Here is a 13,344-nt window from a genome sequence, read left to right as displayed (position 1 = left end):
GAATAGTGGCATGCGTCCGACGCGGCGTCACGCCCAATCTGACAATTCGTTTCGGGCTGCGTCCTTTTGCGCTTCGAACTGCAACGACTTCTTGCGATGCGATAAATCCGTGTCACGGGATTTTCGCTAACAACGGCCGTGTTGGGCATCACGCTCATCTCGACGATGAGCGAAATCAGTGAATGCGTACGGTTGTGAATGAACCGGCAGTTACGCGCGCAAGGATTCGATTCACCCCGTGATTTACGGCGCGACGTTTCCGGCGTGCTTGCTGGACGCACGGGCCGATGAACGTTCGAACTCGTGAGGGACATCCATCAGGTGCATCACCTCGATGCAATCGGCGTTCAGGCGGTCGTTGTCGACCAGCCGCCCCGCAAGCACCTTCGCCTGAGACGGATCGTCGGACTGTACGTCGACCCAGCGCTGGAGGCACTTGAAGCTGTGACCGTCGGAATTCAACAGGTCCTTGTAGAAGGAGACGCGGTAATTGCTCATCTTGGCACTCCCCGTCGTTCCGGCTTGTGGGGCTAGCTTATACTCTTAGGCGCGGACGTCGGCCAGCGGCTTGCCAGCCCGCGAAGTCGATTTAATCTAACGCGCTATTCGAGATGCTGGTCATGCATCCTGTAGCTGTGCACCAATTCAAAAGCTACCGGAAGGATCGAGGTGGCGACGGCGCTTGCGCCGAGTGCCGGTGAATTCCTATCCCACGGCCGGCCCCGACGGCCCGCAACGATTTGCCGCGGCGGGCTACCTGTCAGCGGCGGAATAAATCGCGCCGAGGTCGCGAGCGCGCAATCTGCCTCGCCGGATCGACCACCGCTCGAGGCTGTTTTGCATCGCCTCGGCAAGCGCCGGATGCGCGTTCAATCGCTTTTCCGGCACGCATGCGATGATCGCATTTCGATCCTGGACGCCCTGTTCATCGATGAGCCACGCTGCCAGCCGGTCGCCGGCAAGCCGCGCGGCGATGCGGTCGGGTACCGGGTCGATATCGTTCGCGACCAACACGTTCATCACGATGCGGCCGCCGGGCGCCAACCGCGCGCGGATGGCATCGCAGGTCTCGACGTCGAATTCATCGTCAAAGCGAAAATCCGGACCCCCGACATCGATGGCGATCCCGTCGTAAAGCAGATCGTCGTCGAGAATGAATTTCCGGAAATCGGACGCGATCAGCGGCAATCCGTCCGGCAGCCCAAAATACTGCTGGGCGATCACGAAGCTGATCGGATTGTTGTCGACGATCGTCAGCTCTTTTCCGAGACGCGCCAGTCTGGTCGCGAGATTCCCGCCGCCGCATCCCAGGACGAGGATGTTTGTCGCGCGATGCAAGAGCTCGTCCATGAGCCTGACATAGCTGAAGACACTCTCGCCGTCGGGCGTGGCCTGACTTTGCCTGATGCCTTCCTCGAAATAGATCAGTGTTCCATCCGCGGTGCATTCGACGATCTCGATCGCGCCGTTCCTGCCCCGATAACGCCCCAGCAACCGCACCTGACATCACCATGCATCAAATAGGATGTATGAGCCATCGCTTATCATGCAGCATGCCTGATGCCAATCGCTCAGGGCGGATGTCACTGGCGCGTGTGATGTACTGCACCTCTGAATTGATGCTTGAGCCCGTAATTTAGACGGTATATCCGTATTCATCCGGAATCGGAGAACCCGTCCCATGATTACCGCCAATCAACTCAGGGCCGCGCGCGCACTCCTGAACATAGATCAGCGGCAGATGGCCGATCTCGCGGATCTTTCCGTGCCGACCATCCAACGCATGGAAGCCAGCGATGGCGTCATCCGCGCCAATGTCGATTCCCTCATGAAACTGGTTTCCGCGCTTGAGAGCGCCGGGATCGAGTTGATCAATCCGGGCGCCGCGAGCGCGACCGGGGGGCGGGGCGTACGGCTTCGCGAACATGTCACAAATCCGAAGATGAAGGTCAAGACCGTGCGCCAACCCAAGAAGGTACTGGAGCGGGTTCGATAGCTTTTCTCACGACGTCACGGCGTTCGCGTCCGCCTGTTCCAGCAGTGCAAGAAGACCGCGCAGCATGGCTACGGGAGTGGGCGGGCAGCCCGGAATGTGCAGGTCGACCGGGACGACTTCGGAGACGCCGCCGACGACCGCATAGCTGCCGGCAAAACATCCTCCGTCCCGCGCGCAATCTCCGACCGCGACGACCCATTTCGGGTTCGGCGTCGCGTGATAGGTGCGCTCCAGCGCCTCGCGCATGTTCTTCGTCACGGGTCCCGTCACCATCAGGACGTCGGCATGGCGCGGCGAGGCGACGAACCGCAGGCCGAACCGCTCGACGTCGTAATAGGCATTGTTGAGCGCGTGAATCTCCAACTCGCATCCGTTGCAGGATCCGGCATCGACTTCGCGTATCGAAAGGCTCCGGCCGAGCCGCCGTCGCGCGGCCTGCCCGAGCTCGGTTGCAAGCTCCGCCACGGCGGCGTCATCGGGCGATGGCGCCGGCTCCGTGAGTGGCCGGCTAAGCACACTTTGAAAGAGCAGCTTGCGCATCGCGTGGTGTCCTTAGAGATCGTGGCCCGAATAGGAGCAGTTGAACGACTTGTTACAGAGCGGAAAGTCCGCGACGATGTTGTTCTCGATCACGGCTTCCAGCAGCGGCCATTGAAACCATGAGGGGTCGCGCATGTGGCATCGCTCGATCAGGCCGTTGCGCAGGCGCAGCCAGACCAGGATGTCGCCGCGGAATCCCTCGACGATCGCCATGCCTTCGCGCACCTCTCCTCCAAGCGGGACTTCCTTGCGTATCGACCCCTGGGGAAGCCGGCTCAGTATCTGGTCGATCAGTGCGAGGCTTTGCTCGACTTCGCGGACCCTGATCCAGACACGGGCGTTGACGTCACCTTCGTTCAGGACGGGAACGTCGAAGCGCAGACTGTCGTACGGCGGATAGGCCAGCGCGCGGCGCGCATCGAACGACCGGCCCGAGGCGCGGCCGACATAGCCGCCGGCGGCATATTGGCTCGCCAGCGAAGCTTTCAACGTGCCGGTATCGACGGTGCGATCCTGCAGCGAAGCGGTGTTGTCATAGAGCTCGACCAGCGCGGGAAAGCGCAGGCGGATATTGTCCAGCGCAGCCTGGATGGCTTCCACCCCGTCATGGCCGATGTCGCGGGCCACGCCGCCGGGCACGATGACGTCGCGCATCAGGCGATGGCCGAAGGCCGCGCCGGCTGCGCGCAGTACGCTCTCGCGCAACACGCCGCAGTGCGCGTGCATCAGCGCAAAGGAAGCGTCGTTGCAGATCGCGCCGATGTCACCGAGATGGTTGGCGAGCCGCTCGAGTTCTGCGAGCAGCGCCCGCAGGAACACGGCGCGCTCCGGCGCCCTGAGATCAAGTGCGGCTTCGGCGGCGCGGGAAAAGGCGTAGGCATAGGCGACGGTGCTGTCGCCCGAGGCGCGGCCGGCGAGCCGAACGCCGCGTTCGAGGCTTGCGCCGGTCATCAGGCCGTCGATGCCCTTGTGGACATATCCCAGCCGCTGCTCCAGCCGGACCACGGTCTCGCCGCTGGCAGTAAAGCGGAAATGTCCGGGCTCGATGATACCGGCATGCACCGGGCCGACCGGAATCTGGTGCAGGCCGTCGCCCTCCGCGGCGAGAAAGCGATAGGGCGCCGCCTTCGGCAGCGCGTCGAGACGATCGCCCAACGGGAAGCGCACGCCCCAGCGATTGTGATCGAGCCAGGGCCGTACATCGGATGAGTCCTCGGCGGACAATCCGAACAGATCGTGGATGGTGCGCTCCAACCGCAGGGCCGGCGGGTGATGCCGGCCTACGGAAGGAAAGCGACGATTGGGGCAATCCAGACTGATGACCGCGATGCCGGCGGTTTGACCATCCATGATTGCCATGTGAACCGTTGCGGGTTCGCCCCACAGGCCGAGCAGGCTCCAGCGTCCATGTGCCAGTTCGCTCGCCGCAAACGTCCAGACCGAAGCATCGACCACGACGCGCGGCCACGGGGCGTGTTGCTCGACCTTGCGGCCTTCCAGCGTCAGATCGATCAGCGATGGCATGTCAGTCCTGTCCTCTATCCAAGGAGTTGGGCCACGTGCTGGAACCAGACCACCAGCGGGGAAGGAAGATAAATCCCTGCGCCCAATACCAGTGCGAGATGCGCGAACATCGGAATGTAGGATGCGTCGGCAGGCGCCGTGCTGCCGCGTGGCTCGCCGAAGGCGACGCTGGTCAGGCGCAACGTCAGGGCGCCGAAGGCCAATAGCAGCCCGAACACCAGCACGATCGCAAGCAATGGCTGCCTTGCAAAGGTCGAACTCACGACCAGGAATTCACTCATGAATATGCCGAGCGGCGGCAGTCCGGCGATTGCGACGACGCCTACCACCAGTCCCCAGCCGAGCGCTGGATGAGTCACGGTCAAGCCGCGGATCCGCGATATCCGCTGCGTGCCCTTGATTTGCGAAATGTGTCCGACGGCATAGAAGATCGCCGACTTGGTCAGGCTATGCATCACCATGTGCAGAAGCCCGGCGAAATTGGCCAGCGGGCCGCCCATGCCGAACGCAAACACGATGATGCCCATGTGTTCGATCGAGGAGTAGGCGAACAGGCGTTTGATATCGCGCCGCCGGTACAGCATGAACGCCGCGAAGATCAGCGAGACCAGGCCCATCGTCACCATCAGCGGACCAGGGGCGATCGAGGCCGGGTTGGCCGCGAGCAGAATCTTGAAGCGCAGCAGCGCGTAGAGCGCGACGTTCAGGAGCAGGCCCGACAACACGGCCGATATCGGCGTCGGCCCCTCGGCATGCGCATCGGGCAGCCAGGCATGCAGCGGCGCGAGGCCGACCTTGGTGCCGTAGCCGAGAAACAGGAACACGAACGCGACGTTGAGCAGGGCCGCGTCGAAGTTCGCGGCGCGCTCGACCAGCAGCGTCCAGACCATGCCGTCCTGACCTTCGCCCATCACCGGGCGCGCCGCCATATAGACCAGGATGGTGCCGAACAAGGCGAGCGCAATTCCGACGCTGCCGAGGATGAAATACTTCCAGGCGGCTTCGAGCGCCGCATGGGTACGGTAGATGCCGACCATCAGCACCGTCGTGAGCGTCGCGAGTTCGACCGCCACCCACATCAGGCCGATATTGTTCGAAACGAACGCCAGATTCATGCCGAACATCATGGTCTGATACATGGCGTGGTAGAAACGCAGGTACGTCGGCGTCAGCCGTCCGGTTTCGAGTTCATGCGCGATATAGCTCGCGCTGAAGATGCTGGTGGTGAATCCGACGAAGGTGTTGAGCACGATGAAGACGATGTTCAGGTCGTCGATCAGCACGTACGGTCCGGGGGGAGAACGTTCCATCACGAACAGGCAGAGCGCAGACAGGAATGTCGCGAGGCTGGCCAGGACGTTCAGCCGCGCCGTCAACCGGTAGCCGGGCAGGGCAGCCAGCAGCGCCGCCGAAGAGATCGGTATCAGCAGAACCGCTGTGACCGGGTCGAAGAAAGGCAAGGTCATCGGCGTTCGCCCCGGAAGTCGTCGAGCGCGGAGACATCCACCGAATCGAAGCGCTCACGGATTCGGAACAGGAAGATGCCGATCACGATGAACGCGATCAGGATCGAGAAGGCGACGCTGATCTCGACCACCAGCGGCATTCCCTTGGCCCCGGTCGCCGCCAGCACCAGTCCGTTCTCGAGCGACATGAAGCCGACAACCTGGCTGACCGCGTTGCGACGCGTCACCATGACCAGCAGCCCGAGCAGCACCACCGACAGGGCAAAGGCGAGATCCTCGCGCGCCAGCGGGTCGGCGTCGCTCGTCACCCGCAGCATCAGAACCAGCGAAAGCGCGACCAGGCCCATCCCGGCCAGCATGGTCGGGCCGATTCCGACGGCGGATTCGATGTCGCGGTGAATTCCGAGCTGCTTGACGATGCGGTGCAGCGCCACCGGAATGATGATTGCCTTGAACACCAAGGCGATGAACGCGGTGACGTAGAGATGGGGCGCGTCCTGGATGAAGGCCTGCCAGGCGACCGAGAGCGACAGCACCAACGCGTGGAGCGCGAAAACGTTGAGCAGCGAATAGAGACGGTCCTGATACAGCATCATCAGGCTGATCAGCACCAGTCCGCCGGCCAGCGTGTGCGAAACGTCGAAGGCGAGGCTCTGCATCTGCATCAGAAACTCCTCGAGACGAACAGGAGCAGGGTGCCGAGCAAGCCCAGCATGAGCGCCGCGCCGAGGAACTGCGGAACACGAAACACCCGCATCTTTGCGGTCGCGGTCTCGAACAGCGCGAGCAGGAAGCCGGCCAGCGCGAGCTTGACGATGTAGGCGCCGGCGCCGATCGTGTAGGACAGCGCTCCGCTGCCGTACAGCGCGATCTGCCAGGGGAAGAACACGCAGGCGATCAGCGAGACATAGAGCAGCAGTTTGAGGAACGCGCCGAGCTCGATCATCGCCAGATGGCGCCCCGAATATTCCAGGATCATCGCCTCGTGCACCATGGTGAGTTCGAGGTGCGTCGCCGGGTTGTCGACCGGGATGCGCGCGTTCTCCGCGATCGCCACCATGAACAATGCGACCAGGGCCATGCCGAGCGACACCCGCAAGCCCACATAGGACGACGCCAGGAAATGCGCGACCGTCGAAAGCTGGGTCGAGCCTGCGACGAGCGCCAGGCAGAACACGATCAGCAGCATCGCGGGCTCGGCAAGCGCGGCGATCATGACTTCGCGGCTGGAGCCGATGCCGCCAAAACTGGTGCCGACGTCCATTCCGGCGAGTGCCAGGAAGAAGCGTGCGCTTCCCAATAGCGCGACGATGGCGATCAGATCGGCCGTCCAGTTGAACAGCAGTCCGGTCGCGAAGGTCGGCACCAGCGCAGCGGCCACCCAGATCGCAGCGAAGGTGATGTAGGGCGTGACGCGGAACAGCCATGACGCGTTGTCGGCCAGCACCACCTCCTTGCGCATCAGCCGCAGCAGGTCGCGGTACGGCTGAAAGACGGAAGGGCCCTGGCGGCGCACCAGCCGGGCCTTGATCTTGCGCACATAGCCGGTCAACAGCGGCGCGAGCAGCAGCACGAGCAGCATCTGCACACCCTGCACGATGGTGTCGGAGATCACGACCATATCGCGAGCACCAGCAGCAATGTGACGAGGGTGGCAAAGACCAGGCTGAGATATCGCCGGATGGTCAGGAACTGCAGGTGGTTGAGCCGCGTGGACAAGAAGCCGACGGCATCTGCAATCGGCGCATACATTCCGCTCCAGACCAGGTCGTGCAATTCGATCCTGAGCCGCGCTGGCCTGATATCTCCCGGCGGCGGCATGGTGACGTGATCGCGGGCGTGGAAGACCAGCGTGCCGAACACCCGGCGGATCGGTTGCGCAAAGCTGACGCCTGAATATTGCGCGGCGGGTGTCGCGTCGGAGAAACCGCATCCCCAGGCCGGCCCGCGTCGCAGCGCGCGCGAGGCGAAGCGGTGAATGAAATAGACCGCCAACGACGCGGTTGCCGCGATGAACACCATCACCAGCAATCCGTTGTATGAGCTGCGGCTCTCCGCAATCGGCACGATCGAAAGCCAGGGTTGGCTGGCCTGCGCCGGCATGCGGCTGCCGACAATCTGGGTGGCGACGGGTGCAAGGGCGTCGATTGCGAGTCCCGGCAGGATCCCGGCCAATAGACAAAGCGCGGCGAGGATGAACATGGCCGTGAGCGAGAACCGATCAACCTCACCAGCGGTCTTTGCCGCCGGGCCACGGGCGCGCCCGAGAAAGGTCACGCCATAAGCCTTGACGAAACAGGCCGCTGCCAGCGCCGCCGCCAGCGCGAGCATCGCGCCGACCGCCGGCACCATGATCTTCAGCGCCCATTGCGTCAGCTCCGGGCTTTGCAACACCGCCTGGAAGATCAGCCATTCCGAGACGAAGCCGTTGAACGGCGGAAGCGCCGAGATCGCAACGCAGCCGACGAGAACGGCGAAGCTCGTGAACGGCATGCGGTGAATGAGGCCGCCCAGTTTATCCATGTCGCGCTCGCCCGTCGCAGTCAGAACGGCGCCGGCTCCGAAGAACAGCAGGCTCTTGAAGAAGGAGTGGTTGAGCACGTGAAGCAGGGCAGCCGTGAAGGCGAGCGCGGCGGCGAGCTTCATGCCATTGGCCTGAAACGCCATCGCAAGGCCGAGGCTGACGAAGACGATGCCGATATTTTCGATGGTGCTGTAGGCCAGGAGGCGCTTCAGATCCTTTTCCATCATGGCGTAAAGAATGCCCATGACGGCGGTGATGCTGCCGAGGAACAGCACGACCGCGCTGGCCGGCCATGTCGGCTGTCCCAGCAGATCGAACATGACGCGAATGAAGCCGTAGATCGCGACCTTGGTCATGACGCCGCTCATCAACGCCGAAACATGGCTGGGGGCCGCGGGATGGGCGAGCGGCAGCCAGACATGCAGCGGCACCAGGCCGGCCTTCGAACCGGCGCCGAGCAGCATCAGGATCAGCACCAGCGTCGCTGAGTATGGCGCGTGCTGCGCGGCGCGTATGGCCGTAAATCCATAGTCTCCGGCAGGCCCTGCCAGCAGGCCGAACGCCAGCAGCAAGGCGAGCGTGCCGAAACTCGCCATCACGAGATAGACGTAGCCGGCTTTCGCGTTGCCCGGTTCGCGATGGTGCGCCATCACCAGCGCCCAGGACGCCAGCGACATGAATTCCCAGCACAGCAGATAGGAAAATGCGTCGTCGGCCAGCACCACGAGATTCATGCCGGCCAGAAAGGCGGGAAAGAACGGCAGTACGCGATGCGGCGCGGGATCATGGTGGCCGTAACCGAGGCCATAGAGACTTGCCGATGCCCCGCCCAGATTGACGACGATGAGAAAGAACGACGCCAATGCGTCGAGACGGAAATGCGCCCCAAGCCACGGCAAGCCCACCGGTAAAGTGAGGGTGGTGGCATCCGTGCTGCCGCCGAGCAGACTGCGCAACGCGCCGGTCAGCGCAATCGCGGATAACGCCAGTGTCGCGCCGTAGATGACGGCCGTGGCGGTCTGCGAGCGGCTCAGCGCGATGGCCATCACGGCCAGCCCAAGCAACCCGGCGACACAGACCATTTGCAGGGCGACGGCCGACATTATTTGCGCGCCCTCGCTCCGCTCGATGCCTTGTTTTCCGGTCGCGCGTTGGAAGATCCGTAACCGGCCTTCAGCCGCACGCCGCGCCCGCCGTCGGCGCTGCTCGCCCCGGCATCGATCAATTCTATGCCGGCGCCCTCGAGCGCGGTGATCAGCTTCACCAGCGAATCGACATTGCCCCGGACCATGGTCTCACTTGCTTCCATGCGCTGGATGGTCGGCACCGAAAGCCCCGATAGTGCCGCGAGCCGACGCTGATCGATGCCGAGAAGCACCCTGGCAGCCCGCAATTGAGCCGCAGTGATCATCAGTCTGCCTCGCCGGCAAGGCTCGGGCCAATTATGGACGTCATTTCTCCATCCTAAGTATTGATGTTCAGATGTCAATAAGTGATATCTCAGATATCTATTCTGAGGGGTGCGTTCTTTGAGGGACGCGGGCCGCGCGTTCCCCGGATGCTGCGCAGCGCGCGGCGAATGCGGCGTGGTGCGCTGCTGATCTGGGGTCCATCTGCTGCTCTGACGCTAGGTCCCGGCTCTGCAGAGCAGCGTTTCACGCTCGCCGCGTCCGTGACGCGGAGACCAATTACGCGCCTTCAATCCTGCGCCGCCGGCTTGGTCGCGAACTTCGGAAACATCGCCGCGACGACGGGGCCGTCGGTGCGCCAGGAATGGCAGCCGCCGATGAAGAACGGACGCTGGCCGGAGTTCTGCTGGTTCTCCAGCGTATCGCGGCCTTCGGGATTTCTGCCATAGGACATGGTCTGGTACAGCGTGGTCACGGCGGGGCCGAGCAATTCGGCGAGATGGGTGCAGGTCTCGATCCGGCCGATCCTGCGCCGCACCGTCTCGCGCCAGCCCGGGCCGATCCGCTCGCCGACCAGGCGCTGCAATATCGGCTCGACCTCGACACAGGTCGGATAGGGCGTGGCGCGCATCATCGCCTCCGCCTCGCGAATGGTCATGCCGTCGTCGATCGCAAGCCGCAGACCGATATCATGAACGGGATCGCCCGGCTTCAGTTCGTTGCGGAAACGATCGGCACGCTGGGTGAAAGGTTTTGTATCCCGCAGCCACGCCTCGACTTCCCAGAGCCCGTCGTTCCGCAGAAAGCCTTCGCATTCGACCGATCGCGTATGCATCAGGCGACGCGATGGCTTGCTGTTTTCCAGAGACATCAGTCTGTATCCTGCTTCGACGCGTCGCTTCAGCCGAATTTCACGATCATCTTGCCGAGCGCCGACCGCGACTGCATGGTCTTGAACGCCTCGCGGAAATTCTCGAACGGCACGATCTTGCCGACCACGGGCTGCAATTTCCCCGATGCCAGCCAGTCGAATAATTGCGCCATCAGGCGGGCGTGAGTTTCCGGCTCGCGCTTCTGGATCTGGGCGAGGTCGACGCCGAGCAGCGCGCCGCCCTTGAGCAGCGGCAGGTTGAACGCCAGCGCTGGAATGGTGCCGGAGGCGAATCCGACGACGAGGTGCCGCCCGCGCCAGGCGATCGAGCGAAACGCCTGCAGCGAGACTTCACCGCCGACGGGATCAAAAATGACATCCGGTCCATGCCCGCCGGTCAGTTCCTTCAGCGTCTCCCGCCAATCCGCCTGGGTGTAGTCGATGGTCTGATCGGCGCCGTGACGAACCGCGAAGTCGCGCTTTTCCGGCGTCGAGGCCGCGGCGATCACCCGCGCGCCCATCAGTCTGCCGATCTGGACGGCTGCGATGCCGACGCCGCCGGCCGCGCCCAGCACCAGCAATATCTCGCCTTCGCGCAGCGATGCGCGGGCATCCAGCGCGTAAAGCCCGGTCAGATAGTTGGCTTGAAACGATGCGCCGGCCTCGAACGGAACTTGCGGCGGCAGGTGCTGGAGCGCCGCAGACGGTACCGAGATATATTCGGCCAGGGCGCCGGACCGGGCCATGCCGATCACCGGCATGCCCGGCTTGAACGCGCCGATATTGTCGGCGACGGCATCGACCGTTCCGGCAAACTCCGTTCCCGGCACGAACGGCAGCGGGTCCTTCGTCTGATAAAGGCCCTGCACCTTCAAACCATCGACGAAGCCGACTGCCGCCGCGCCGACCCTGACGCGGACTTCGCCCGCGGCGAGGCCGGGCGTATCGATCTCCTTGATCGAAATACCGTCGATCGAATTGTAGTTCTCGACAACGACCGCCTTCATGCAAATTCTCTCATGCGTTTTCTCTTCATGTCCCAGGACCTTGCGCCGGTGTCTTGAGGTGTCTGCGGATACGTGAGGTGAACTCTATTCGGCTGCTTCGGCCTGCCGGTCGATCGCCAGCGCGCCTTGCTTGATGAGTGGAATCAAGTCGCGGCCGATCGCCATCGTGTCGTGCGGATTCTCGAAACCGCGCAGCAGGAAGGAATGAATGCCGAGCCGGTAATATTCCAGCACTGCTGCCGCGATCTGCTCGGGTGTTCCGACCAGGCATGACGTATTGCCCGGCGCACCGGTGGCACGCGCAATCCCCATCCATAGCCGCTCGTCATGGACGTCGCCGCGCGCGGCGTAGCCGAGCAGGCGTTCGGCGGAATGATTGGTCGGCTGGGGCGCGGCACCGGTCTTGCGCTCGACATCCGCCAGCAGCGCGTTCGCCTTGTCCCACGCCGCGCCTTCGCTGTCCGCCATGATCGGCCGCAGCGACATGTTGAAGCCGACGCTGCGCCCAAAGGCGGCTGCGCGCCGCCGGAAATCCTGAACCCGTTCCCGCGTCTCCTTGAGCGGCTCGCCGAAGATCGCGAACACGTCGCAATGTTTGGCGCCCATCTCCAGCGCGCCCTCCGACGAGCCGCCGAAAAACAGCGGAGGGAAGGGCTGCTGGTAGGGCTTGATATCGGAAAAGCCGCCCTCGACGCGGTAGAATTCGCCCTTGTGGTCGATCGGGCTGTCGCTGGTCCAGAGTTTTTGCATCACCTCCAGATATTCGCCGGCGCGGCGATAGCGGTCGTTCTTGGGCAGGAAGTCGCCTTCGCTCGCCTGATCCGCGTCGCTGGTGCCGGCGATGATATGCAGCGCCATCCGGCCCTGCGTGAGCTGGTCGAAGGTTGCGACCTGCCGCGCGGCCAGCGCCGGCGCCACCGAACCCGGCCGGTGCGCGATCAGGAACCTGATCCGCTCGGTGTGATCGGCGGCATAGAGTGCAATCGCAAAACCTTCGGCGGCGGAGGCGTAATAGCCGACAAGGACGGAATCATAGTTCCACTGCTCATGCAGCCGGGTGAAATCGACCACCCATTGCCGCGATATCTGTCCCTTGATCAGGTGAACCGCGACGCCCTCCTGCTGGGTGCCGATCATTCCGATGATTCTTGCGGGCATGGCGTTCCCCGGTTTTTGGTTTGACCGAATGAAACGCGCATCGTCGTGCGAATGCAAGCGCTTAGCGACTTGTGTTTAGGCGTCGCCTTCGCGCTCCGCGCCCGCTGTCGCCAGCGCTTCGCCATGCCGGCGTGACAGCGCCGAGGTAATGTTGCGCTCGGTCAGGTCCATCAGGCGATGCATCGCGCGCCGCGCGCCGTCGGGATTGCGCGCCCAGATCTCGTCGAGGATGGCGCGGTGATAGGGCAGGCTCTTGCGCGGCGCGCCGGGGTTCAGCGTCGAGAGCTCGAACGACATGCGCAGCGCCGCTTCCACCGTGGCGCCGAAGGCGACCAGAAAGTCGTTGCCTGTCGCCCTCAGGATGCTGCGATGGAAGCGCAGGTCGGGCTCGGAATAGGCCCGGCTGTCCATTCCGGCGGCATCCATCTCCCGGTAGGCCCGCTCGATCCGGGCGAGGTCGGCGTCCGAGCCGCGCTCGGCGCAGATCGCGCAAGCCTCAGGTTCGACGATCCGGCGTACCTGTGTGAGCTGGCGGGCGAACTCTTCCATCGGACGCAGCTCCCATGTCCATTCCAGAAGCTCTGCATCCAGCATGTTCCAGTTGATCCGCTCGCGGACATGGGTGCCGGCCTTCTGCCGCGCCGCAATCAAGCCCTTTGCCTTGAGGATGGACAGCGATTCCCGAATCGAGGTGCGGCTGACGCTGAATTGCGACGCGAGCTCGATCTCGCGCGGCAGCGTGCTTCCCTCCTGCCACGTGCCGGAGACGATGAGTTTTGCGATTTCGCGCGCGACGTGGGTGTTGGACTGACGGAGTTCGACGTCCCTGGGCAATCGTGGACCCTCAAG

General features: G+C 63.5%; 14 protein-coding genes. 1 reads left to right on the top strand and 13 read right to left on the bottom strand.

Annotated elements, in window-relative coordinates; translation table 11 throughout:
* Positions 1 to 243 precede the first annotated feature (243 nt).
* The gene (locus LMTR3_RS31480) at positions 244 to 498 is read right to left on the bottom strand and encodes a hypothetical protein (protein ID WP_065748840.1); all 255 of its coding nucleotides are present in this window, start codon (positions 496 to 498) and stop codon (positions 244 to 246) included.
* A gap of 255 nt (positions 499 to 753) precedes the next feature.
* Entirely contained in the window at positions 754 to 1,500 is a 747-nt protein-coding gene (locus tag LMTR3_RS31475) for a polyamine aminopropyltransferase (protein ID WP_065748839.1), read from the bottom strand.
* A gap of 181 nt (positions 1,501 to 1,681) precedes the next feature.
* On the opposite strand from LMTR3_RS31475, the gene LMTR3_RS31470 reads away from it, so the two are divergent.
* Positions 1,682 to 1,996, top strand: coding sequence for a helix-turn-helix domain-containing protein (locus tag LMTR3_RS31470; protein WP_065748838.1), 315 nt, complete (start codon positions 1,682 to 1,684; stop codon positions 1,994 to 1,996).
* 6 nt (positions 1,997 to 2,002) lie between these two features.
* Here LMTR3_RS31470 and LMTR3_RS31465 read toward each other — a convergent pair whose 3' ends face one another.
* From LMTR3_RS31465 to LMTR3_RS31415, 11 genes are all read right to left on the bottom strand, one after another.
* Positions 2,003 to 2,536 carry an NADH-quinone oxidoreductase subunit B family protein gene (locus LMTR3_RS31465; protein WP_065748837.1) on the bottom strand — a complete coding sequence of 178 codons (534 nt, stop codon included), beginning with the start codon at positions 2,534 to 2,536 and terminating at the stop codon, positions 2,003 to 2,005.
* A gap of 12 nt (positions 2,537 to 2,548) precedes the next feature.
* Positions 2,549 to 4,060 carry a hydrogenase large subunit gene (locus LMTR3_RS31460; RefSeq protein WP_065748836.1) on the bottom strand — a complete coding sequence of 504 codons (1,512 nt, stop codon included), beginning with the start codon at positions 4,058 to 4,060 and terminating at the stop codon, positions 2,549 to 2,551.
* Positions 4,061 to 4,074: 14 nt separating this feature from the next.
* Positions 4,075 to 5,526: a hydrogenase 4 subunit F gene (locus LMTR3_RS31455; RefSeq protein ID WP_065748835.1), complete on the bottom strand. Its 1,452-nt coding sequence runs from the start codon at positions 5,524 to 5,526 to the stop codon at positions 4,075 to 4,077.
* Positions 5,523 to 6,185, bottom strand: a complete 663-nt coding sequence (locus LMTR3_RS31450; RefSeq protein WP_065748999.1) for a hydrogenase-4 component E — start codon at positions 6,183 to 6,185, stop codon at positions 5,523 to 5,525. The genes LMTR3_RS31455 and LMTR3_RS31450 overlap by 4 nt, the downstream gene beginning before the upstream one ends.
* A gap of 5 nt (positions 6,186 to 6,190) precedes the next feature.
* Positions 6,191 to 7,147, bottom strand: coding sequence for a respiratory chain complex I subunit 1 family protein (locus LMTR3_RS31445; protein WP_065748834.1), 957 nt, complete (start codon positions 7,145 to 7,147; stop codon positions 6,191 to 6,193).
* On the bottom strand, positions 7,138 to 9,153 hold the full coding sequence (gene hyfB / locus LMTR3_RS31440; protein ID WP_065748833.1) for a hydrogenase 4 subunit B: 2,016 nt from the start codon (positions 9,151 to 9,153) through the stop codon (positions 7,138 to 7,140). The genes LMTR3_RS31445 and hyfB overlap by 10 nt, the downstream gene beginning before the upstream one ends.
* A complete protein-coding gene (locus LMTR3_RS31435) occupies positions 9,153 to 9,461 on the bottom strand; it encodes a helix-turn-helix domain-containing protein (protein WP_065748832.1) in 309 nt (102 codons plus the stop codon). Before LMTR3_RS31435 ends, hyfB begins: the two co-directional genes overlap by 1 nt.
* Before the next feature lie 287 nt (positions 9,462 to 9,748).
* A complete protein-coding gene (locus LMTR3_RS31430) occupies positions 9,749 to 10,330 on the bottom strand; it encodes a DUF2889 domain-containing protein (protein ID WP_065748831.1) in 582 nt (193 codons plus the stop codon).
* A 29-nt stretch (positions 10,331 to 10,359) separates the two neighbouring features.
* Positions 10,360 to 11,337, bottom strand: coding sequence for an NADPH:quinone oxidoreductase family protein (locus LMTR3_RS31425; protein WP_065748830.1), 978 nt, complete (start codon positions 11,335 to 11,337; stop codon positions 10,360 to 10,362).
* A gap of 84 nt (positions 11,338 to 11,421) precedes the next feature.
* On the bottom strand, positions 11,422 to 12,495 hold the full coding sequence (locus LMTR3_RS31420; protein WP_065748829.1) for an LLM class flavin-dependent oxidoreductase: 1,074 nt from the start codon (positions 12,493 to 12,495) through the stop codon (positions 11,422 to 11,424).
* Positions 12,496 to 12,570: 75 nt separating this feature from the next.
* Positions 12,571 to 13,329, bottom strand: coding sequence for a FadR/GntR family transcriptional regulator (locus LMTR3_RS31415; RefSeq protein ID WP_065748828.1), 759 nt, complete (start codon positions 13,327 to 13,329; stop codon positions 12,571 to 12,573).
* Positions 13,330 to 13,344: the final 15 nt, after the last annotated feature.

Source organism: Bradyrhizobium sp. LMTR 3 (assembly GCF_001693485.1).
In the GTDB taxonomy this organism is placed as follows: domain Bacteria; phylum Pseudomonadota; class Alphaproteobacteria; order Rhizobiales; family Xanthobacteraceae; genus Bradyrhizobium.
Note: the sequence above shows the minus strand (reverse complement) of the source record. Positions and strands in the feature narration are given on the sequence as shown.

What these genes read in the sequence shown, in the direction of transcription:
- LMTR3_RS31480 (WP_065748840.1), bottom strand. Translation starts at nt 498, where the DNA reads ATGAGCAATTACCGCGTCTCCTTCTACAAGGACCTGTTGAATTCCGAC.
- LMTR3_RS31470 (WP_065748838.1), top strand. Translation starts at nt 1,682, where the DNA reads ATGATTACCGCCAATCAACTCAGGGCCGCGCGCGCACTCCTGAACATA.
- LMTR3_RS31465 (WP_065748837.1), bottom strand. Translation starts at nt 2,536, where the DNA reads ATGCGCAAGCTGCTCTTTCAAAGTGTGCTTAGCCGGCCACTCACGGAG.
- LMTR3_RS31460 (WP_065748836.1), bottom strand. Translation starts at nt 4,060, where the DNA reads ATGCCATCGCTGATCGATCTGACGCTGGAAGGCCGCAAGGTCGAGCAA.
- LMTR3_RS31455 (WP_065748835.1), bottom strand. Translation starts at nt 5,526, where the DNA reads ATGACCTTGCCTTTCTTCGACCCGGTCACAGCGGTTCTGCTGATACCG.
- LMTR3_RS31450 (WP_065748999.1), bottom strand. Translation starts at nt 6,185, where the DNA reads ATGCAGAGCCTCGCCTTCGACGTTTCGCACACGCTGGCCGGCGGACTG.
- LMTR3_RS31445 (WP_065748834.1), bottom strand. Translation starts at nt 7,147, where the DNA reads ATGGTCGTGATCTCCGACACCATCGTGCAGGGTGTGCAGATGCTGCTC.
- hyfB (WP_065748833.1), bottom strand. Translation starts at nt 9,153, where the DNA reads ATGTCGGCCGTCGCCCTGCAAATGGTCTGTGTCGCCGGGTTGCTTGGG.
- LMTR3_RS31435 (WP_065748832.1), bottom strand. Translation starts at nt 9,461, where the DNA reads ATGATCACTGCGGCTCAATTGCGGGCTGCCAGGGTGCTTCTCGGCATC.
- LMTR3_RS31430 (WP_065748831.1), bottom strand. Translation starts at nt 10,330, where the DNA reads ATGTCTCTGGAAAACAGCAAGCCATCGCGTCGCCTGATGCATACGCGA.
- LMTR3_RS31425 (WP_065748830.1), bottom strand. Translation starts at nt 11,337, where the DNA reads ATGAAGGCGGTCGTTGTCGAGAACTACAATTCGATCGACGGTATTTCG.
- LMTR3_RS31420 (WP_065748829.1), bottom strand. Translation starts at nt 12,495, where the DNA reads ATGCCCGCAAGAATCATCGGAATGATCGGCACCCAGCAGGAGGGCGTC.